This is a genomic window from Pseudomonas sp. TE21435, from assembly GCF_056279265.1.
Genome location: NZ_JBWBQZ010000001.1, coordinates 1,192,552 through 1,210,549 on the forward strand (window position 1 = coordinate 1,192,552; position 17,998 = coordinate 1,210,549).

The 17,998-nt window shown below is 64.3% G+C and carries 21 protein-coding genes and 2 pseudogenes; 11 read left to right on the top strand and 12 right to left on the bottom strand.

Annotated elements, in window-relative coordinates; translation table 11 throughout:
• The 5 genes from ACZ9C1_RS05370 to ACZ9C1_RS05390 are packed head-to-tail and all read right to left on the bottom strand — an operon-like array spanning nucleotide 1 to nucleotide 4,647.
• Nucleotides 1-975 (bottom strand): ABC transporter ATP-binding protein, encoded by a 975-nt coding sequence (locus ACZ9C1_RS05370; protein WP_277504072.1) that lies wholly within the window; start codon nucleotides 973-975, stop codon nucleotides 1-3.
• Nucleotides 972-1,958 carry an ABC transporter ATP-binding protein gene (locus ACZ9C1_RS05375; RefSeq protein WP_476253701.1) on the bottom strand — a complete coding sequence of 329 codons (987 nt, stop codon included), beginning with the start codon at nucleotides 1,956-1,958 and terminating at the stop codon, nucleotides 972-974. The genes ACZ9C1_RS05370 and ACZ9C1_RS05375 overlap by 4 nt, the downstream gene beginning before the upstream one ends.
• Entirely contained in the window at nucleotides 1,955-2,809 is an 855-nt protein-coding gene (locus tag ACZ9C1_RS05380) for an ABC transporter permease (RefSeq protein ID WP_476253702.1), read from the bottom strand. Before ACZ9C1_RS05380 ends, ACZ9C1_RS05375 begins: the two co-directional genes overlap by 4 nt.
• Nucleotides 2,806-3,753 (bottom strand): ABC transporter permease, encoded by a 948-nt coding sequence (locus tag ACZ9C1_RS05385; RefSeq protein WP_111532829.1) that lies wholly within the window; start codon nucleotides 3,751-3,753, stop codon nucleotides 2,806-2,808. The genes ACZ9C1_RS05380 and ACZ9C1_RS05385 overlap by 4 nt, the downstream gene beginning before the upstream one ends.
• Before the next feature lie 3 nt (nucleotides 3,754-3,756).
• A complete protein-coding gene (locus ACZ9C1_RS05390) occupies nucleotides 3,757-4,647 on the bottom strand; it encodes a proline iminopeptidase-family hydrolase (protein ID WP_476253703.1) in 891 nt (296 codons plus the stop codon).
• A 171-nt stretch (nucleotides 4,648-4,818) separates the two neighbouring features.
• Between ACZ9C1_RS05390 and ACZ9C1_RS05395 the strand changes: the two genes are divergently transcribed.
• The 4 genes from ACZ9C1_RS05395 to ACZ9C1_RS05410 all read left to right on the top strand — a co-directional run bounded on the left by ACZ9C1_RS05395 (nucleotide 4,819) and on the right by ACZ9C1_RS05410 (nucleotide 7,841).
• Entirely contained in the window at nucleotides 4,819-5,580 is a 762-nt protein-coding gene (locus ACZ9C1_RS05395) for a LuxR family transcriptional regulator (RefSeq protein ID WP_102681950.1), read from the top strand.
• Nucleotides 5,581-5,679: 99 nt separating this feature from the next.
• Nucleotides 5,680-6,579, top strand: coding sequence for a proline iminopeptidase-family hydrolase (locus tag ACZ9C1_RS05400; RefSeq protein ID WP_277504079.1), 900 nt, complete (start codon nucleotides 5,680-5,682; stop codon nucleotides 6,577-6,579).
• Between the two features lie 175 nt (nucleotides 6,580-6,754).
• Nucleotides 6,755-7,177: a PA0061/PA0062 family lipoprotein gene (locus ACZ9C1_RS05405; RefSeq protein WP_277504080.1), complete on the top strand. Its 423-nt coding sequence runs from the start codon at nucleotides 6,755-6,757 to the stop codon at nucleotides 7,175-7,177.
• Nucleotides 7,178-7,229: 52 nt separating this feature from the next.
• A complete protein-coding gene (locus tag ACZ9C1_RS05410; protein WP_457377583.1) occupies nucleotides 7,230-7,841 on the top strand; it encodes a dTMP kinase in 612 nt (203 codons plus the stop codon).
• Here ACZ9C1_RS05410 and ACZ9C1_RS05415 read toward each other — a convergent pair.
• Nucleotides 7,838-8,404, bottom strand: coding sequence for a GNAT family N-acetyltransferase (locus ACZ9C1_RS05415; protein WP_457377584.1), 567 nt, complete (start codon nucleotides 8,402-8,404; stop codon nucleotides 7,838-7,840). The two genes, ACZ9C1_RS05410 and ACZ9C1_RS05415, sit on opposite strands and share 4 nt — an antisense overlap.
• 156 nt (nucleotides 8,405-8,560) lie before the next feature.
• On the opposite strand from ACZ9C1_RS05415, the gene ACZ9C1_RS05420 reads away from it, so the two are divergent.
• A complete protein-coding gene (locus ACZ9C1_RS05420) occupies nucleotides 8,561-9,415 on the top strand; it encodes a helix-turn-helix domain-containing protein (RefSeq protein WP_476253704.1) in 855 nt (284 codons plus the stop codon).
• A gap of 34 nt (nucleotides 9,416-9,449) precedes the next feature.
• Here the strand turns inward: ACZ9C1_RS05420 and ACZ9C1_RS05425 are convergent, their stop codons facing one another.
• Nucleotides 9,450-9,887: a GNAT family N-acetyltransferase gene (locus ACZ9C1_RS05425; RefSeq protein ID WP_102681956.1), complete on the bottom strand. Its 438-nt coding sequence runs from the start codon at nucleotides 9,885-9,887 to the stop codon at nucleotides 9,450-9,452.
• A 137-nt stretch (nucleotides 9,888-10,024) separates the two neighbouring features.
• On the opposite strand from ACZ9C1_RS05425, the pseudogene ACZ9C1_RS05430 reads away from it, so the two are divergent.
• A pseudogene (locus ACZ9C1_RS05430) lies at nucleotides 10,025-10,287 on the top strand (putative quinol monooxygenase).
• 12 nt (nucleotides 10,288-10,299) lie between these two features.
• On the opposite strand, the gene ACZ9C1_RS05435 reads toward ACZ9C1_RS05430, so the two are convergent.
• Nucleotides 10,300-11,070 (bottom strand): SDR family NAD(P)-dependent oxidoreductase, encoded by a 771-nt coding sequence (locus tag ACZ9C1_RS05435; protein ID WP_457377586.1) that lies wholly within the window; start codon nucleotides 11,068-11,070, stop codon nucleotides 10,300-10,302.
• Between the two features lie 112 nt (nucleotides 11,071-11,182).
• Between ACZ9C1_RS05435 and ACZ9C1_RS05440 the strand changes: the two genes are divergently transcribed.
• The 5 genes and pseudogenes from ACZ9C1_RS05440 to ACZ9C1_RS05460 form a co-directional block, all read left to right on the top strand.
• Complete coding sequence (locus ACZ9C1_RS05440) at nucleotides 11,183-11,722, top strand: chalcone isomerase family protein (protein ID WP_214501691.1); 540 nt, start codon at nucleotides 11,183-11,185, stop codon at nucleotides 11,720-11,722.
• Between the two features lie 2 nt (nucleotides 11,723-11,724).
• A complete protein-coding gene (locus tag ACZ9C1_RS05445; RefSeq protein WP_457377587.1) occupies nucleotides 11,725-12,261 on the top strand; it encodes a DUF3833 domain-containing protein in 537 nt (178 codons plus the stop codon).
• Nucleotides 12,258-12,563, top strand: coding sequence for a DUF6482 family protein (locus ACZ9C1_RS05450; protein WP_430943739.1), 306 nt, complete (start codon nucleotides 12,258-12,260; stop codon nucleotides 12,561-12,563). The genes ACZ9C1_RS05445 and ACZ9C1_RS05450 overlap by 4 nt, the downstream gene beginning before the upstream one ends.
• Nucleotides 12,564-12,571: 8 nt before the next feature.
• A complete protein-coding gene (locus tag ACZ9C1_RS05455) occupies nucleotides 12,572-14,098 on the top strand; it encodes a cryptochrome/photolyase family protein (protein ID WP_476254555.1) in 1,527 nt (508 codons plus the stop codon).
• Nucleotides 14,095-14,205 (top strand): annotated as a pseudogene (locus ACZ9C1_RS05460) (DUF2256 domain-containing protein); the annotation flags it as partial. The gene ACZ9C1_RS05455 and the pseudogene ACZ9C1_RS05460, both read left to right, overlap by 4 nt.
• Before the next feature lie 12 nt (nucleotides 14,206-14,217).
• Here the strand turns inward: ACZ9C1_RS05460 and ACZ9C1_RS05465 are convergent.
• The 4 genes from ACZ9C1_RS05465 to ACZ9C1_RS05480 are packed head-to-tail and all read right to left on the bottom strand — an operon-like array spanning nucleotide 14,218 to nucleotide 17,996.
• On the bottom strand, nucleotides 14,218-14,706 hold the full coding sequence (locus ACZ9C1_RS05465) for a DUF2878 domain-containing protein (protein ID WP_277504086.1): 489 nt from the start codon (nucleotides 14,704-14,706) through the stop codon (nucleotides 14,218-14,220).
• Between the two features lie 2 nt (nucleotides 14,707-14,708).
• Nucleotides 14,709-15,968: a class I SAM-dependent methyltransferase gene (locus ACZ9C1_RS05470; RefSeq protein ID WP_476253705.1), complete on the bottom strand. Its 1,260-nt coding sequence runs from the start codon at nucleotides 15,966-15,968 to the stop codon at nucleotides 14,709-14,711.
• Complete coding sequence (locus tag ACZ9C1_RS05475) at nucleotides 15,943-16,752, bottom strand: DUF1365 domain-containing protein (RefSeq protein ID WP_277504089.1); 810 nt, start codon at nucleotides 16,750-16,752, stop codon at nucleotides 15,943-15,945. The genes ACZ9C1_RS05470 and ACZ9C1_RS05475 overlap by 26 nt, the downstream gene beginning before the upstream one ends.
• Nucleotides 16,749-17,996: an NAD(P)/FAD-dependent oxidoreductase gene (locus tag ACZ9C1_RS05480; RefSeq protein WP_214501688.1), complete on the bottom strand. Its 1,248-nt coding sequence runs from the start codon at nucleotides 17,994-17,996 to the stop codon at nucleotides 16,749-16,751. The genes ACZ9C1_RS05475 and ACZ9C1_RS05480 overlap by 4 nt, the downstream gene beginning before the upstream one ends.
• Nucleotides 17,997-17,998: the final 2 nt, after the last annotated feature.

Sequence of the window (17,998 nt, forward strand, 5' to 3'; positions counted from 1 at the left end):
TCAGCACGGCAGTCGCGGGTGGACGCAGGCATGGTAGCGGCCACCGTCTGCGTGGCTGGGGGGAATGTCTGCGCCGCACTCGGGCAACGCGTGGCGGCAACGAGGGTGAAAGGCGCAGCCGGACGGTGGCTGCAGCGGGCTCGGCGGTTCGCCTGCCAGCGGCTGTTGCGGCAGGCGCCGGGCCGGGTCGATGTCGGCGATGGACTGCACCAGCGCGGCGGTGTAGGGATGGCGCGGGTCGTCGAAGACCTCGGCCACCGGGCCTTCCTCGACGATCCGCCCCAGGTACATCACCGCCACCCGGTCGCACAGGTGGCGTACCACACCCAGGTCGTGGGTGATGAACAGCAGGGCCAGGCCCATGCGCTGGCGCAGTTCCAGCAGCAGGTTGATGATCTGCCCCTGGATCGACACATCGAGGGCGGCAACGCACTCGTCGGCGACGATTAGCCGGGGCTCGACGGCCAGCGCCCGGGCGATGCCGACCCGCTGGCACTGGCCGCCACTGAGCGAACCGGGCTTGCGCTCGGCGAGCTCCGCGCGCAGGCCCACCAGGCCGAGCAGTTCGGCGACCCGGGCGGGGATCTGCGCGGCGGGCACCTTGCGCTGTACCTGCAGCACCTCGGCGAGGATCTGGCCGATGCGCTGGCGTGGATTGAGCGCGCTGTACGGGTCCTGGAAGATCATCGCGGTCTCGCGGCGCAGGCGCTCGATATCCAGGCGGTTGCCCTGGCGCATGTCGCTGCCGTCGAACAGCACCTGGCCGCTGCTGGCCGGGGTCAGCTGCAGGATGGCCCGGGCCAGGGTGCTCTTGCCGCAGCCCGACTCGCCCACCAGGCCCAGGGCCTGGCCGGCGGCGAGGCTCAGTGAAGCGCCGTTGACGGCGTTGACCTTGCGTGGACGCAGGTTCAACAGGCCGCCGCCCGGGGCGGGGAACTGCACATGCAGGTTGTTGACCTGCAACAGCGTGGTCATGACAGGCCTCCGGCCAGCAGCGGGGTATGGCAGGCCAGACGATGCCCGGGGCCGATCACGCGCAGTTCCGGCAATTGTGCCCGGCAGTCAGGCGTGGCCTGGGGGCAGCGTGGTTCGAAACGGCACCCTGCGGGCAGGGCGTCGAGCAGTGGCGGTTGCCCGGCAATGGTGTTCATCAGCCCCGCGTGCCGCCGCGCCGCCGGGTGGCAGGCCAGCAGCCCGGCGCTGTAGGGATGGCGCGGCTGGCTGAGCAGGGCCTGCTTGGCGCCATGTTCACACAGACGCCCGGCATACATCACGGCGATGCTGTCGCAGGTCTGCGCCACCACACCCAGGTCGTGGCTGATCAGGATCATCGACAGGCCGCGGCGGTCGCGCAGCTCCAGCAGCAGGCGCAGGATCTGCGCCTGCACGGTGACGTCCAGCGCCGTGGTCGGCTCGTCGGCGATCAGCACCTTGGGGTTGCAGCCCAGGGCCACGGCGATCATCGCCCGTTGCCGCATGCCGCCGGAGAACTCGTGGGGATAGCTGTCGACGCGGGTTTTCGGGTCGGGGATGCCGACCTGGCGCAGCACCTCGATGGCCTCGGCCCGCGCTTCGCGCCGCGAGGCGCCCTGGTGCAGGCGGATGCCCTCGGCGATCTGCGCGCCGATGCGCATCAGCGGGTCGAGGTGGCTGCTGGGGTTCTGGAAGATCATGCCCAGCTCGCGACCGCGCATACGGCGCATGCCGGCCTCGTCCAGGCGCAGCAGGTCGTTGCCGGCCAGGCGCACGGCCTGGCCTTCGAGGCGCAGGTTGGGCGACGGCAGCAGGCGCATCAGGCCGCGACAGGCCAGGGTCTTGCCCGAACCGCTTTCGCCCACCAGGCCGAGGATCTCGCCCTCGCCGAGGTCGAAGGACAGGCGATCGACCAGGGTGATATCGCGTTGGCCGGCGCGGGCGATGACGCTCAGTTCGCGAACCTGAAGCAGGGCAGGGCTCATGTGCGGTCTCCCAGAAGCTCGGCGACGCCGTCGGCCAGCAGGCTGAAGCCCATGGCCAGGGTCACCACCGCCAGGCCCGGGAAGGTGCAGATCCACCAGGCGCTGGTGATGAAACTCTGCCCCTCGGCCACCATGGTGCCCCACTCCGGGGTGGGCGGCTGCACGCCAAGGCCCAGGTAGCTGACGGCCGCGCCATTGAGCAGCACCAGCACCGCGTCCGACATGCAGAACACCACCGAACCGAACAGGGCGTTGGGCAGCAGGTGGCCGAACAGCACACGTCGGTGGCTGAACCCCAGGCTCCTGGCCGCCAGGGCGAAATCGCCTTGCTTGAGCACCAGGATCTGCGAGCGGATCAACCGCGCATAGGACACCCAGCCGACCAGGGCCATGGCGATGTAGAAGCTGCCCAGGCCCGGGCCGAGGATGGCCATGATCGCCAGCATCAGCACCAGGAACGGGAAGGCCAGGACGATATCGACCAGGCGCATGCAGATGTTGTCCAGCAAACCGCCGACATAGCCGGAAACCGCGCCGATGCAGGTGCCGAGCAGGAACGGGAAGATCACCCCGATCAGCGCCATCTGCAGGTCGATGCGCGCGCCCCAGATCACTCGCGAAAGGATGTCGCGACCAAAGTTGTCGGTGCCGAAGGGGTGGGCCAGGCTGGGCGCGGCCAGCCGCAGGTCGGCATCCTGTGCCAGCGGGTCGAAGGGTGCTATCCACGGTGCGCACAGGGCCAGCAGGCACCAGCCGAGGACGATCGCCAGGCCGCAGTACAGCGTCAGGCGGCCATTGCCCAAGTGCCAGGCCAGGCGCCAGCGCAGCGCCAGTGCGGGGCTCTGGCTCATTGGATGTTCACCCGTGGGTCGAGGGCGGTGGTCACCACGTCGGCGATGAAGTTCACCGCCACCGTGGCGCAGGCCAGTACCATGGCCACGCCCTGGACCACCATATAGTCGCGGGTGAAGATGCCGCGCACCAGCAGCTGGCCGACGCCGGGCAGCGAGAACAGGCTCTCGATCACCACGGTGCCGCTGATCAGCCAGCCGATGTTGACCGCCAGCAGGTTGATGGTGGGCAGCATGGCGTTGGGCAGAACGTGTCGGCGCAGAATCGCGCCTTCGCCCAGGCCGCGGGCGCGTGCGGCAGTGACGTGGTCGGCCTGCAGCTCAAGGAGGATGCTCGCGCGCAGGTTGCGCACCAGCACCGCCGAGAGCGCCAGGGCGATGGTCAGGCACGGCAGCACCAGGTGGTGCAGTTTGTCTGGCCAGGTGCGGCCATAGCCGGACACCGGGAACAGTCCCCAGTGCACGCTGAACAGCAGGATCAGCATCAGCCCCAGCCAGAAGGCCGGCAGGCCGAGCCCGGCGGTGGTGAACAGACGGATCAGGTTATCGGTCCAGCCGCCCTTGTGGCGGGCGGCGAGGGTGGCCAGCGGCACGGCGATCAGCAACGCCAGCAGCACGCTGCCCAGCACCAGCAACAAGGTGGGCTCGATGCGCCCGGCGATCAGGGGCAGGGCATCGACCTTGTACAGCAATGACTTGCCCAGGTCGCCGTTGAGCAGGTTCTTCAGGAAGTACAGGTACTGCACCCAGATCGGCTCATCGAGGCCGAACTGGGCGCGAATCTTCGCGATCGCGTCCGGCGTGCTGCGCGCGCCGAGCAGCACCCGCGCCGGGTCGCCGGGGATCGAGCGCACCAGCACGAAGGTGATGATGCTGATGCCCAGCAGCACCGGCAGCAACTGCAACGGGCGAACAAGGACGAACCGGTAACGTGCCAGGTTCATCGATCAACCCCGGTTGCGCTGCAGGAAGTCCAGCAACACCGGGAAATAGGCCTGGGGTTCTTCGTAGAACGGCATGTGGCTGCTATTAGGGAACACGTGCAGCTCGGCGCGGCCGTGCAGGGCCAGGTTCATGCGCATGGCGCAGGCGGGGGTCAATTCGTCGTGCTGGCCGGTGGTGATCAGCACCGGCATGCGGAACTCGCCCATCTGCTCGAGGCGGTTCCAGTCCTTGAGGTTGCCGATATAAAGGAACTCGTTGGGGCCCTGCATGGTGCTGTACGGGCCCATGTTCCAGTCGCCCAGCGAGCGCTGGATCGGCGCCGGCCACTGCTCGAGGCGGCAGACATGGCGGTAGTTGAGCAGGGTGATGGCCGCCTGGTACTGGGGATGGTCGAGGGTGCCCAGGGCCTCGTGGCGCTGCATCATCGCCACGGTCTCGCTGCCCAGCGCGCCGCGCAGGCGTTCAAGCTCGGTGATCAGGTGCGGGATATCGCCGACGGTGTTTTCGAGAATCAGACTTTTCAGCGACTGCGGGTGATAAATGGCGTACTCGATTGCCAGCCAGCCGCCCCAGGAATGCCCAAGCATGTGCACGCGCCCCAGGTCCAGGGCCTGGCGCACGCGTTCGACTTCGGCCACGTAGCGGGTGATGTTCCACAGGCTGTCGTCATCCGGGCGGTCGGAGGCGCCGGTGCCCAGCTGGTCGAAGGCGACCACGCGGATACCCTTGTCCTTGAGCCAGGCATGGGCGTCGCGCAGGTAGTCGCAAGGCAGCCCCGGCCCGCCATTGAGGCACAGCAGCACCTCGTCCCCTTCGCCAAAGCTGTACACCACGACGTTGTGGCCATCGACCTCTACATCGAACCGCTGGTCAGGTTGCATCTCACGCCACATCGCTACTCTCCTGTTGGCCATGGCTTGGGGCTATAACTAGCGCAGGAGAATTCGTCGCCTACAAGCTAGTGTTTCCTATAGGTTTTGTATGGCAGTCCCGCGCCAAGCCGTGGCATTCTACGTGCCGGACTTCAAGTTGGAAATCCACAAGGAACACAGGGAGTGTCAGGTATGCAGGCCAAGGTGGCTGAACTTAATTCGCGTCTGGCGTCAGGCAGCAGCCTGGACGAACAGATGGACAGCGTCGCCGACCTGGCGGCGCAACTGGGCTTCGACGCCCTGGTGTATGACTACAGCCCAGTACCGTTGGACCACACCGGCGAGCTGATCACCCCGTCCGTGGTCAGGCTGCGCCAGACCCCGAAGGACTGGCAGGACCTGTGGTGCTCCGAAGGCTTCTACCAGATCGACCCGGTGCAGCAGGTGGCCGTGTCCTCCATCGCCCCCTTCGTCTGGTCGTACCTGCCCAAGGGCGAGACCGTCCTGCAGCGCTTGATCGACAGGCGCCATGCCCCGGTGGTCGGCTACTTGCACGATGCGCAACTGACCTGCGGGGTAACCGTACCCATCCACCTGCCGCGCGGCGGCCTGGCGACCCTGACCGGCCTGCGCCCCCAGGCCAGCCAGCGCGACCTGGACGACGCCCGGGAACACCTTGCCGATTTCAGCCTGATCGCCCATGCCCTGCAGGAAGCCGCCTATCCCTTGTTGGCCAAGGAATCCGCCACCCGCGCCATCCGCCTGACCCGTCGCGAGGCCGAGTGCCTGCGCTGGGCCGCCGAGGGCCTGACGGCGGGGGAGATCGCCGACAAGCTCAACCGCTCGCTGGCGACAATTTCCCTGCACCTGACCTCGGCCATGCACAAGCTCGGGGCCAAGAACCGCGTCCAGGCGGTCGCCCGGGCGGTGCATTACCGCCTGCTCGACCCGTGAAAGGGGCAAAAAAAACCGAAAACCTAGCGAACTCTCTAGTTATGCCGCGTTGCGCATAGGGTTATCGTGTGTTCCATGATTCACATGGAGCCGGATGAAATGGAACTCACCCCATCGCGTGAAGGTTTTGCCCCCTTTGGCGACTACCAGACCTGGTACCGCGTCACCGGCGACCTGGCTTGTGGCCGCACCCCGCTGGTCATCCTGCACGGCGGCCCGGGCTGCACCTACGACTATGTCGATGCCTATAAAGATGTCGCCGCTGGTGGCTACCCGGTCATCCACTACGACCAACTGGGCAACGGCCGTTCGACCCACCTGCCGCAGATGCCGCCGTCGTTCTGGACGGTGAAGCTGTTCCTGGATGAGCTCGACAACCTGCTCAAGCACCTGGGCATCAGCGAGCGCTACGCGCTGCTGGGCCAGTCCTGGGGCGGCATGCTCGCCAGCGAACACGCGGTGCGTCAGCCCAGGGGCCTGCGCTGCCTGGTGATCGCCAACTCGCCGGCCGACATGCGCACCTGGGTGCGCGAGGCCAACCGCCTGCGCGAGGAACTGCCCGAGGACGTCCAGGAAACCCTGCTGCGCCACGAAGCTGTGGGCGACTACACCGCGGCCGACTACATCGCCGCCACCCAGGTGTTCTACGACCGCCACGTGTGCCGGCTCAAGCCCTGGCCGGAAGAGGTGGCACGCACCTTCGCCCAAGTGGAGGCCGATCCGACCGTGTACCACGCGATGACCGGGCCCAACGAATTTCACATCATCGGCAGCACCAAGGACTGGACCATCGTCGACCGCCTGCCGCGGATCAACGTGCCGAGCCTGCTGATCTCCGGGCGCTACGACGAGGCGACGCCGCTGGTGGTCAAGCCGTACCTGGACCTGATCCCCGGTATCCGCTGGGCGTTGTTCGAGAACTCCAGCCACATGCCGCATGTGGAAGAACGGGTGGCGTGCATGGGCACGGTGGTCAAGTTCCTCGACGAGAGTCTATAGCTTCAACGGCCGCCGCCGGCCGACAGTTTCCCTTCCTCAGGCCTGTCCGGGTTCAACCTGGCGGGCCTGAGTTTTATCTCCTCCCAGGTGACGAGCACCAGCACGTTCCCACGCGGTGATTAACAACCCAACGCCCCAGCGCTATCCTTAACCCAGTTCCCCAAGGAACCTCACCATGCGCCGGCTGCTACTGCTGTTACTGATCACCGTCATCCCAGGCTGCCAAACCCCGCTGCCAGCCGCCAACCCGCAGATGGCCTGGGTCGACCTGTCGCTGCCATTCCCCAATGACCGCGTCCTGCTGGCCGAACGCCTGGACAAGCAACGCCTGGATGAAGGCCGTTTCTTCCAGGTCAGCCCCGGCAGCCACGAACTGATCGTGCGCTTCGACTATGAAACGAACGGTGGAGGAGGCATGAGCATGCTGGGTGGCACCACCGTCCGCCAATGCTACCTCACCCTCGAATACGCCCATTTCCAGGCTGGTCAGCGCTATGTCCTGGAAGCCCGCTCCATGGCCCTGACACCCGAGGCGAGGCTGTACAATGCCGCCCGGGAAATCGTCGCAGAGGTCAGTGAGTTCTACTGCCTGATGTGACCGAGCCCGGTTCATTGACTGTTCGTGAAGGAATTCAACCGTTGTGTGAAGCATGAGTCGTTCGCTGTTCATTTCCCTGGATGGCCCCAAGGGCACCGGCAAGACCACGCTCCTGGAAGCCGTCACGCAAGCGCTGAGGGCGGAAAACAGGAAGGTGATCCGCATCAGCGAGAAGAAAAGCGATCCCTACCGGGGCGAAACCATGGTTCTGGTCAACCAGTTCGTCAGGAACCCCTGCCGGGACCTGGAGATGAAGGTTTGTGAGCGCCTGGCGGACAGCCGTGCCTGGATTTCCCGGCACGTGCTGGCCAAGCAGCCGACGGACAGCATCATCCTGATCGATCGCTGGTACCCGTCCGATGCGGCGTTTCGCCGGCTGGTGCCGTTTGCCGAGATCCTGCGGTTGAACATCGAACGCAACGTGCGGGTGCCGGACCTGCATGTGGGCGTTCTCACCGACCCTGAAGTCTCGTGGAGGAGAGCAGCGGCGCGGTCACGCGGCCTGAGCAGTACCGTGATGCACGCACTGGAAGAGCATGTCGCGTGCACCCAAGCGTTCGAGCGAGTGGTTGCCGATCAAGGGTGGGTTTTATGTCGCAACGAAGGAACCCTTGAAGAGGCAACGCAGGCGTTGGTATCAGAGATCCGTAGCCTGTTTGATTAACCTGCTCGAAAAGTGCCTTCTTTCGTATGCTCGAGCCACTGCTCATAGGTAATGCGGCTGATGTGTTCTGTCCGGTAGTCCTCAAGGAACGGGTTGTACTTGTTCTCTTCAGTATGGTGATGGCGGAAACCACACTTCGACTGCGCGACAAAGGACTGACTGTTGTTGGCATAGTAACCACACCACAGCGCTTTGAGCTTCAGGGTTTCGAAGGCGTGTCGCATCACTTCCCGCACAGCTTCGGGAATCAGGCCCTGGCCCCAGTACGGTACTCCGATCCAGTAGGCGATTTCGCCTTCCTGCGCACTGATTTCGAAGTTGCTATCGCCACCGATAAGGATACCGACGCACCCTACCGCACGGCGATTTTCCCTCAACTCGACAGCATAGACCTCAGGGTGATTGAAGACCGTGCGAATGATCTCGGCACTGTTTTCCACACTGGTGTGCCGGGGCCAACCGGCGATGGGACCGACTCGCTGGTCCTTGGCGAATTCGTACAGATCCGCAGCGTCGGTGTCTCGCCAAGGGCGCAGCAGCAGTCGGGTTGTTTCCAGGCTCATCTCATGTCCTCAGTTGGCTGATCAGGTGGGGAACAGGGTAGGGAGGAAGACAGGTTCGGTATACATCAGTACCTCGGTGATTTCGGTACTTTTCGAAACTAGATGGCCAATGGGTGATAAGATTCATCGCGTTTCAGGTCCTGGCATCTAGAGGCTATGCAGCATATTCCGCAACTTTTTACTGCTGACGACCCACCGCGCATGGGTGATACCTCCCTGACCGAAGGGCTGGGAGTGCCACTCTCCTTCGGCCACACCTATCTGACGCTGCTGGTCTGCCTGTCCGGGAGCGCCCGCTTCACGCTCAACTTCAAGGAACATGTGGTCCGGCGCGGTGATGTGCTGCTGCTGGCCGAAGACACCATTGCCTTGCTCAAACGTCGCTCACGCGGATTCAAGGTATTTTTTTGCCTGATGCCAAAGGGTTTCGCTGCGGAGGTCGCCTACCAACTGCCCAACCCCCTGTTCATCTTCTTGCATGAACATCCACATTGCGTCCCGGACAGTGACGACAGGCCGTTGATAGAAGGATGGCTGGCGCAGATGCGGGATATCGTGAAGTGCTGCCCGACTTACCGGCACGTCATGCTGCGCAACCAACTGCAGAACCTTTTCCTGAAAATTGCCGAGCAGCTTCCAGCTACATACAAAGGCAGCAGGGCGTTCAGCCGCAAGGAAATGCTCAGTTGGCAATTTTGGGACTTGATCGGCAAGCACTGCACCAGGCACCGGGATGTGAAGTTCTATGCCGACGCGCTGAGCATCACGCCGTTCTACCTGTCACAGCTGACCAAAGCGTTTTTCAACGACACCGCCAAAGGCCTGTTAGATCGCCAGGTGACCCAGGAAATCAAGGCGCTGCTTTCCTACAGCAATCTGGCGATCGGCCAGATCGCCGACGAGCTGAACTTTGTCGATGCCTCCTACCTGTGCCGCTACTTCAAGCGGCAAACCGGTGTTTCGCTTTCTCGCTATCGCCTCCAAGGGCAGCAGGAAGCGGGGCAGGCGTGAACCGCTTTTCGATAAACAAAGGCGTCTCGGTAGATTAAAGCCTGATGAGCGCCAGCATGTCTTCGCCGTCTGGGGCCATGCCGACCTCTTCGAAGCCAAAGCTGGAATAAAATCTTTTCGCCACGGGATTACCAGGGTTGTAGCAGATTTCAATTTCTTCCAGGCCAGGGGCTCGCTTGATTTCTTGAAGTGCCAGGCCTAGTGCTATCCTGCCGATGGATTTTTGTTGGTGCTTCTTGTCAACCATAAACCGCCAGATGGATATTTTATGGGGTGACGCCTGAACCCACATGAAAAAGCCAACAGGCTCATCGTTGGCGTAAATGGCCCGTACGGAGTATTCAGGGTTGTACGCAGCCTCCACCAGTGACCAGGTATTGCTGGCTACATAGTCTTCTTGCTCGTCTGTGACTTCCAATTCGCAAGCGGCTTCATAGTTGTGCTTTGTTATTGTGGCGAGTGATATTTTCACAAAGGCTCTCTGGATCTCAATGGTTTTGAAGGTACTGAAATACTGCTAACTTCCCGATTAGAGTATTGGAGGTTAACTGGCCGCTACCCTCAAGAACTTGTTTGTAAAAGATTGTCCGGTCCGGATCTACCGCAGCCATACGCAAGGCCAAGCCAGGCCAGCCGCCGGCACTTTAAAGAGGCCTGGCGAACCGACCCGGGCCGAGGGCGGCAACCGAAACTACATGTTGTTCGAGCGCAACGATTAGCCCAGGACGTTTTACATGCGTGAAGCGTTCGACCCTCGACAGGCTCTGGACACCCACCTGGCCACCGAACACTTTCTTCGTTTTGCCGAGCAGGCTGACGCGTTGTTGGCGGATCCGTTGCAACTGATCTTCCTTGACCCGATCCACCGCTGACAAGCCTGCGAGTCACCAGGGAATTGGCCTGCCATCCCAGGCCCAGAAGGTACCGGTCTGTAACGGTCCATGCCGGCCGACGAGTTCGAGGATGCAACGGGCGGCAAACGCTGGCGAGAACAGTTTGTCGATTGGCACATTGCCCTGGAAGGGTCGCGAGAGCTGGGTGTCGGTGGTCCCGGGGTGCAGGGCAAGGACTGTTGAAGCGGGATTGAGCCGCTTGAGTTCGATGCTGGCCGTGCGCAACAGCTGGTTGAGCGCGGCCTTGCTGGCCCGATAGCTGTACCAGCCGCCAAGGTGGTTGTCGCTGATCGAGCCGACCCGGGCGGACAGCGCGGCGAAGGTGACCGGTTGCTGGCGCAGCCATGGCAGCAGGTGCTTGAGCAGCAGGATCGGGGCAAAGCAGTTGCTGACGAAGCTGGCCTGCAACCCTGCCATGTCCAGTTGCGCCAGCGACTTTTCGGCGCGTGCCGGAGGCTGGTGGAGCACGCCGAGGGTACTGATGACCAGGTTCAACTGCGCACAGCTGGCCTGGACCTGCACCGCCAGTGCTTGCAACGCCTGTTCATCCCGAGCATCGCAGTCGATGCGCATCAACCTGCGGCCATGGGTCAGGGCCAGAGCATCGAGCGGCGTGCTGCAATTTGCCTGGCGCGACACGGCGATCAGCAGGCCCACGTCTTCGCGTGCCAGCAGTTGTTCGCACAGGGCAAGGCCGATGCCTTGGCTGGCGCCGCAGACCAGCACGTTTGCGGGGCTGTGGAGGTTGGTGATGAGGCTCATTCGAGGTGCTCCCCTGGCATGGATCTAGCTGCCCTAATTTCTATACAGCATTGGAATTTATCTGTACAAAAATCTAATCTTGTACAGAATTTGTTTTCTGTACAGGTTTATCATGGCCTTTGCTCTACGATTAGCCTGCTTCTGTCTGCTGTTGACCTCGCTCGCCTCGATCGGCGCGGATTGGCGAGCCACGCTGCCGGCGGCTCAACGACTGGGTGAAGGCGAGTTCACCTGGTTCGGCCTGCGCCTGTACAGCGCCCGCTTGTGGGCAGAGGGCCCGCTGCTGGACTGGGGTCGACCGTTCGCCCTGGAGCTTGCTTACCACCGGTCGTTGTCCCGGGACACCCTGGTCAAGGCCAGCATTGAGGAGATGCGTCGCCTTGGCGCCGGCAGCGTCACGGCACAGCAACTCGACGCCTGGACCGGGGAAATGCAAGCGGCGTTCGTGGATGTGCGTCCCGGTATGCGCATCACGGGGGTGTACCTCCCGCAAGCAGGTTGCCGCTTCTACGTCGATGGCCGACTGCGCCGTGAAGTGGCCGATGCGGCCTTTGCCAAGGCCTTCTTCGCCATCTGGCTGGATCCGCGCGCCCGGGATCCACAACTGCGCCAGCGCCTGCTCGGCCTGGCCGGCAACGATCGAGGACCCTGAACATGTACAAAGCATTGTTGTTGGTAGGGTGCCTGCTGCTGGGCAGCTGTGGCAATGTCGGCGTCGAGCACTATGCCGACGAGCAACCCAAGCTGGACCTGGCGGCCTTCTTTTCGCGTCCGGTGCAGGCCTGGGGCATGTTCCAGAAGCGTTCCGGCGAGGTGGTGAAGCGTTTTCACGTGCGTATCGACAGCCGCCGCGATGGCGACCGGTTGATCCTCGACGAGCAGTTTCTCTACAGCGACGGTATCCGACAGCGGCGCACCTGGACGCTGGTGCCCGATGGCCCCGGTCGCTGGCGTGGCACCGCTGGCGACGTGATCGGCGAGGCCCGCGGCGAGGTGGCTGGCAATGCGCTGCGCTGGCGTTACCAGCTGGACCTGCCGGTTGACGGGCGGCACTGGCAGGTGGACCTGGACGACTGGATGTACCTGATGGACGACGACACCCTGATCAACCGCTCGCGCATGAGCAAGCTGGGCGTGGAGATCGGCCAGGTCACCCTGTTCTTCCGCCGCCTGCCGGAGGGCACGCGATGAATCTCAATACACTTTTCGATCAGGTCGGCGCCGGCAAGGTCCGGGCGCTGGAGCTGCTGTCGCTGGAAGGCGGTTTCTACCTGCTGCGGGCCATGGCCGACGCAGGGCCGGTCACGCTGAGCGACGATCACGGGCAGGCCCTGCGCTTTCGCTCCATCACGCAGTTGCGCCAGGTGCTGGCCGGGCTGCCGCCGGTGCCGTGCATGCTGGTCCAGCACGTGGTACACGATGAAATGTGCGGGCAAGGCGACGGCCCCGTCGCGCCGCTGCGGGTGCCGGTGACGCTGGACGAGCAGTGGTAGCCCCGGCGATGCGCCTGGGCCTGGTGCTGGGCGACCAGCTGTCGTTCGAATTGGCGAGTCTCGCCGCGCTGGACCCTGCCCGCGATGCGATCCTGATGGCCGAAGTGGAGGGCGAGGCACGCTACGTGCCGCATCATCCGCAGAAGATCGTGCTTATCTTCAGCGCCATGCGTCATTTCGCCCAGGCGCTGAGGGCGCGTGGCTGGCATGTGCACTACGTCGAACTGGACGCCGACGGCAACAGTGCCAGCATTGCCGGCGAACTGCGTCGCTGGCAGCAGGCCCTGGGCGCCAGCGAGATCCACCTGACCGAGTGCGGTGAGTGGCGCCTGGAACAGACGTTACGGGAGGCAGGGCTACCGTTGGTGTGGCACCGCGACACCCGTTTCCTGTGCTCGCGAGAGGCTTTCGCACGCTGGGCCCAGGGCCGCACCCAGCTGCGCATGGAGCATTTCTACCGCGGCATGCGCAAGCGTTGCGGCCTGCTCCTGGAGCCCGACGGCAGCCCGGCGGGGGGCGCATGGAATTTCGATGACGACAATCGCAAGCCGTTGGCGCGCGGTCTGCGCGGCCCGTTTCCGGCGCATTTCGAACAGGATGCCATCACCCGTGGCGTGGTGGCCTTGGTTCGCCAGCGTTTCAGCGACCATTACGGCGAACTGGATGGTTTCGACTATCCCGTGACTCATGCCGAGGCTCAACAGCTATGGCGTCATTTTCTCGATTTCGGCCTGGCGGCGTTTGGCGACTATCAGGACGCCATGGCTGAGGGCGAGCCCTACCTGTTCCATGCGCGCATCAGCGCGGCGCTGAACATCGGGCTGCTGGACGTGCGCTGCCTGTGCGAGGACGTGGAAGACGCCTGGCGCCAGGGCCGGGTGCCGCTCAACGCCGCAGAGGGCTTCATCCGCCAGTTGATTGGCTGGCGCGAGTATGTGCGCGGTATCTACTGGCTGCGCATGCCCGAGTACGCCAGGCTCAACCGCCTGGGCAACACTCGCGACCTGCCGGACTTTTACTGGACCGGGCAGACGCGCATGCGCTGCATGGCGCAGGCCATCGGACAGACCTTGCGCCTCGGTTACGCGCATCACATCCAGCGGCTGATGGTCACCGGCAACTTCGCCCTGCTGGCCGGTATCGTGCCCGCCGCGATCTGCCAATGGTACCTGGCCGTGTACATCGACGCGTTCGACTGGGTAGAACTGCCCAACACCCTGGGGATGGTGATGCACGCCGATGGCGGTTACCTGGGTTCCAAACCCTATTGCGCCAGTGGTCGCTACATTCAGCGGATGTCCGATCACTGCAAGGCCTGCAGCTTCAGGGTGGACAAGGCGGTCGGTGAAGACGCTTGCCCATTCAATGCGTTGTACTGGCATTTTCTCATTCGCCACCGCGCCCAGCTTTCAGACAATCCTCGTCTGGCCTTGGTGTATCGCAGCCTGGACGGCATGGCGCCTGCTCGTCGCGAGGGCGTGTGGCAACGCGGCCAGGCGTTGCTGGCGCGGCTCGATGCCGGCCAGGACCTATGAAGAAGAAGCAGCATCTTCCAAGCAAGGTATGCGCGGCATGCGGCCGGCCTTTCACCTGGCGCAAGCGCTGGGCGCGGTGCTGGGCGCAGGTGCGCTACTGTTCTGAACGCTGCCGCCGCTCAGCGCCGCGCGGCGAGTCGCACCAGCAAGGGCAGGGCCAGGGCCCAGACCAGCACCAGCAGCAAGCCCGTGACCACGGGCCCCAGGGGCAAGGCGATATCGGCCAGCCCGGCACCGCTCAGGTACGCCAACGGGCCACCCAGCGCGCCGACTGACGCACCGCGCCAAAACGGCCAACCCGCCCAGGCCAGGCTGTGGCGCAAGCCGCTGGCCAGCACCAGCCACAGCAGCGCCAGCCACAATGGCAGTGGCCATGCCTCGAAACGAAAAATCCCAATTGCCCCCAGCAGACCGTCCAGCATGCAACCGGCCAAGGTCACGCGTAACAGTGCGCCGACTTCGGTGCTGCGGGCCGGGCACAGTTTAAGGTGCACGGCCAGCCCCAGCGGCACCAGGAGCAATAGCCAGGGTACCTTGGCGCCCAGCACGCAGGCCCACCAGCCCACCTGCAGCCATAGCGCATTGGCGATCAGCCAGGCGCGGGGCATCGTCATTGCCCGGGCAACGGCGCCCGCCGCGCCAGGGGCGCCGCCCACAGCAGCTGGGCCACGCCGATGGCCCGTTCCTCGAAGCCGCCTTGGCAGTAGCACAGGTAGAACTCCCACAGGCGCTGAAAGGTCTCGTCGTAGCCCAGTGCCGCCAATGTGCCGCGCGCCTGGCGCAGGTTGTCGCGCCAATGCCCCAGGGTGAGTGCGTAGTCGACGCCGAAATCCTCCAGGTGCACGAGGTTGAGCGCGGTGCGACGGCTGGCGGTGTCCAGCAGCACGCTCAGCGAGGGCAGGGCGCCGCCGGGGAAGATGTAGCGCTGGATGAAATCCACCGAGCGCCGCGCCTGGGCGTAGCGCTGGTCACGGATGGTGATGGCCTGCAGCAACATCAGCCCGTCGGGCTTGAGCAGTGACGCGCACTGACGGAAGTACACCGGCAAGTAGCGGTGGCCTACCGCTTCGATCATCTCGATGGAGACCAGTTTGTCGAAAGTCCCCGTCAAGTCGCGGTAGTCGTCGCACAACACGGTCACCCGCTGCTCCAGCCCAAGGTCCTTCACCCGTTGCAGGGTATAGGTGTACTGCGCGTGCGACAGGGTCGTGGTGGTCACCCGGCAGCCGTGGCGGGTGGCGGCGTGGATCGCCAGGCTGCCCCAGCCGCAGCCGATTTCCAGCAGGTGATCCTGCGGGCTCAGCTCGAGCTTCTGGCAGATGCGCTCCAGCTTGCGCCGCTGAGCCTGCTCCAGGGATTGTTCGGGGTGCTCGAACTGCGCGGCCGAATACATCATGGTCGGGTCCAGCAGTTGCTCGAACAGGGTATTGCCCAAGTCGTAATGGGCCAGGATGTTGCGACGGGCGCCTTGGCGGTTGTTGCGGTTGAGCCGGTGCAGCAGCCGCAGGGCAGGGCGGCCGAGGCGTGCCAGGCCGCCCTCGAGGGCGTCGAGCACATCGAGGTTGGCCACGAACAGGCGGGTGACCAACGCCAGGTCCGGGCTGCGCCAGTAACCATGGATATAGGCTTCGCCCGCGCCGATCGAGCCATTGCCGGCGATCAGGCTCCAGGCGGTGTCGTCGAGTATCTCCACCTCGGCCTGCAGCGCGCTGCCGGGGTCGCCGAACGTCCACTGGCGACCATGGCAGAGTAGGCGCAGATGGCCATGACGCAGCTTGCCCAGCTGGGCGAGCACGGCCTTGCGCGCCAAGCCGCCGAGCAGTGGCGCCAGGCCCGCGGACTTGCTAACGCTCAGGGTCGGATTGGACATGATCGGGGTCCTCGCAGGAGTGGCCGAGTGCCAGGTTGCCCCGGCTGGCGGTGTGGTCGTGGATGGGCGTGCGCTTGATGAACAGGCGCAGGGCTTGCCAGTAGATGGCCGAGACGGTGCGCAGGCTGATCCAGGGGAAGGCCAGGATGTAGTCGCGCACAGCCTTGCGGTCCAGCGGGCGGCGCTTCAGGGCCAGGTCGGCCTCGAACACTTTCTGGCTGCCTTGCCAGTTCTCCATGTGGATGCGCATCTGTGCCTGGTCCAGGTGAAAGCGCACCCGATAGTCCATGTCCAAGGGCATGAACGGCGACACATGAAAGCGCTTGGCCATGGCGAAGGTTTTCGCCGGGTCGCCTTGCACCGGCAGCACATAGTGGAAACGCTGACGCCAAGGGGTGTTGCGCACCTCCAGCAGGATCGCCGCCAGGTGCCCGTCGCGGTCATGGCAGAAATAGAAGCTCACCGGATTGAACGACAGCCCCCAGCAACGCAGCTGGGTCAGCAGGCACACTGGCCCGTCGGGCATTTGCCCCGTGGCTTGGCTCACCAGCAGTCGTGCGGCCTGGGCCAGGGGCTGACCTTGGCGGGTGAGGCTCGGCAGGTAGTCGGTTTCCCGCCAGCACAGCGGGGCCAGGCGCCAACGCCCCAGCCAGCGCGACAGGGCCATCAGCCAGGCTTGTTCGTCCAGGTCCAGGTAGAACAGGCCGATCCGGTAACGAAAGGCATGGGGCCGCGGACTCAGGCGCCGATGACTGAGCCAGCCCAGGTACAGGCCACTGTTCACAGCTGCTCTCCGAAGTGCCTGGCCACCTGCAACGCACTGACCACGCCGTCCTCGTGGAAGCCGTTGCCCCAGTAGGCGCCGCAGAAATAGCTGTGCTGTTGGCCTTGCAGTTGTGTTTGCCGGGCCTGAGCGGCAGATGCCGCCAGGCTGTACTGCGGGTGGGCATAGCTGAAGCGGGCGAGGATCTGCGCGGGGTCGATCAGCGCGGTCTGATTCAGGCTGACGCAGAAGGTCGTCGGTGCCTGGATGCCCTGCAGGATGTTCATGTTGTAAGTCACCGCGGCCGGCGCCTGCTCGGGGCCGCCCAGGCGGTAGTTCCAGCTGGCCCAGGCGTTGCGGCGGCGCGGCAGCAGGCGGGTGTCGGTGTGCAGCACCACGTCGTTGTCGGCATAGCCGATGGCACCCAGCACGGCACGCTCGTGCACGCTCGGCGCCTCCAGCAGCGCCAGGGCCTGGTCGCTGTGGCAGGCGAATACCACGTTGTCGAAGCGCTCGGTGCCGGCGTCGCTGACCAGGGTGACACCGCCTTCGTCGCGGCCGACCCGGTGCACCTTGCAGTCAAGGCGGATGCGTTCGGCGAAGGGTCGGCACAGCGGGGCGACATAACTGCGCGAACCGCCCGCGACGACACGCCACTGCGGGCGCTGGTTCACCGACAGCAAACCGTGGTTGCGACAGAAGCGCACGAAGAACGCCAGCGGGAAGCCGAGCATATCGGCACGGGACATGGACCAGATGGCCGAGCCCATGGGCACGATGTAATGCTCAATGAAACGCGGGCCGTAACCGCGTTCATGAAGATAAGCGCCCAAGGTGGTGGTGGCGTCGATACGCTGGTGCTCGAGGTCGGCGAGAGCCTGCCGGTTGAAGCGCAGGATATCGCGCAGCATGCCCCAGAAGCCCGGCGACAGCAGGTTGCGGCGCTGGGCAAACAACGTGTTCAGGTCGTGCCCGTTGTATTCCAGACCGCAGAGTGGATCATGCACGGAGAAACTCATCTGCGTCGGCTGCGAAGCGACTCCGAGCTGTTCAAGCAAACGGATGAAATGGGGATAGGTCCAGTCGTTGAAGACGATGAACCCCGTGTCGATGGCATGGCGCTCACCCCGCCACAGCACGTCGACAGTGTGGGTGTGGCCACCGACCCAGCCGGCGGCTTCGAATACCGTTACTTCGTGTTTGCGCGACAGCAGGTAGGCGCAGGTCAGGCCCGCGATGCCGCTGCCAATGATGGCTATACGCATGG

Bases quoted from the DNA above. Each gene is read 5' to 3' on its own strand.
- ACZ9C1_RS05370 (WP_277504072.1), bottom strand. From the start codon at position 975: ATGACCACGCTGTTGCAGGTCAACAACCTGCATGTGCAGTTCCCCGCC.
- ACZ9C1_RS05375 (WP_476253701.1), bottom strand. From the start codon at position 1,958: ATGAGCCCTGCCCTGCTTCAGGTTCGCGAACTGAGCGTCATCGCCCGC.
- ACZ9C1_RS05380 (WP_476253702.1), bottom strand. From the start codon at position 2,809: ATGAGCCAGAGCCCCGCACTGGCGCTGCGCTGGCGCCTGGCCTGGCAC.
- ACZ9C1_RS05385 (WP_111532829.1), bottom strand. From the start codon at position 3,753: ATGAACCTGGCACGTTACCGGTTCGTCCTTGTTCGCCCGTTGCAGTTG.
- ACZ9C1_RS05390 (WP_476253703.1), bottom strand. From the start codon at position 4,647: ATGTGGCGTGAGATGCAACCTGACCAGCGGTTCGATGTAGAGGTCGAT.
- ACZ9C1_RS05395 (WP_102681950.1), top strand. From the start codon at position 4,819: ATGCAGGCCAAGGTGGCTGAACTTAATTCGCGTCTGGCGTCAGGCAGC.
- ACZ9C1_RS05400 (WP_277504079.1), top strand. From the start codon at position 5,680: ATGGAACTCACCCCATCGCGTGAAGGTTTTGCCCCCTTTGGCGACTAC.
- ACZ9C1_RS05405 (WP_277504080.1), top strand. From the start codon at position 6,755: ATGCGCCGGCTGCTACTGCTGTTACTGATCACCGTCATCCCAGGCTGC.
- ACZ9C1_RS05410 (WP_457377583.1), top strand. From the start codon at position 7,230: ATGAGTCGTTCGCTGTTCATTTCCCTGGATGGCCCCAAGGGCACCGGC.
- ACZ9C1_RS05415 (WP_457377584.1), bottom strand. From the start codon at position 8,404: ATGAGCCTGGAAACAACCCGACTGCTGCTGCGCCCTTGGCGAGACACC.
- ACZ9C1_RS05420 (WP_476253704.1), top strand. From the start codon at position 8,561: ATGCAGCATATTCCGCAACTTTTTACTGCTGACGACCCACCGCGCATG.
- ACZ9C1_RS05435 (WP_457377586.1), bottom strand. From the start codon at position 11,070: ATGAGCCTCATCACCAACCTCCACAGCCCCGCAAACGTGCTGGTCTGC.
- ACZ9C1_RS05440 (WP_214501691.1), top strand. From the start codon at position 11,183: ATGGCCTTTGCTCTACGATTAGCCTGCTTCTGTCTGCTGTTGACCTCG.
- ACZ9C1_RS05445 (WP_457377587.1), top strand. From the start codon at position 11,725: ATGTACAAAGCATTGTTGTTGGTAGGGTGCCTGCTGCTGGGCAGCTGT.
- ACZ9C1_RS05450 (WP_430943739.1), top strand. From the start codon at position 12,258: ATGAATCTCAATACACTTTTCGATCAGGTCGGCGCCGGCAAGGTCCGG.
- ACZ9C1_RS05455 (WP_476254555.1), top strand. From the start codon at position 12,572: ATGCGCCTGGGCCTGGTGCTGGGCGACCAGCTGTCGTTCGAATTGGCG.
- ACZ9C1_RS05465 (WP_277504086.1), bottom strand. From the start codon at position 14,706: ATGCCCCGCGCCTGGCTGATCGCCAATGCGCTATGGCTGCAGGTGGGC.
- ACZ9C1_RS05470 (WP_476253705.1), bottom strand. From the start codon at position 15,968: ATGTCCAATCCGACCCTGAGCGTTAGCAAGTCCGCGGGCCTGGCGCCA.
- ACZ9C1_RS05480 (WP_214501688.1), bottom strand. From the start codon at position 17,996: ATGCGTATAGCCATCATTGGCAGCGGCATCGCGGGCCTGACCTGCGCC.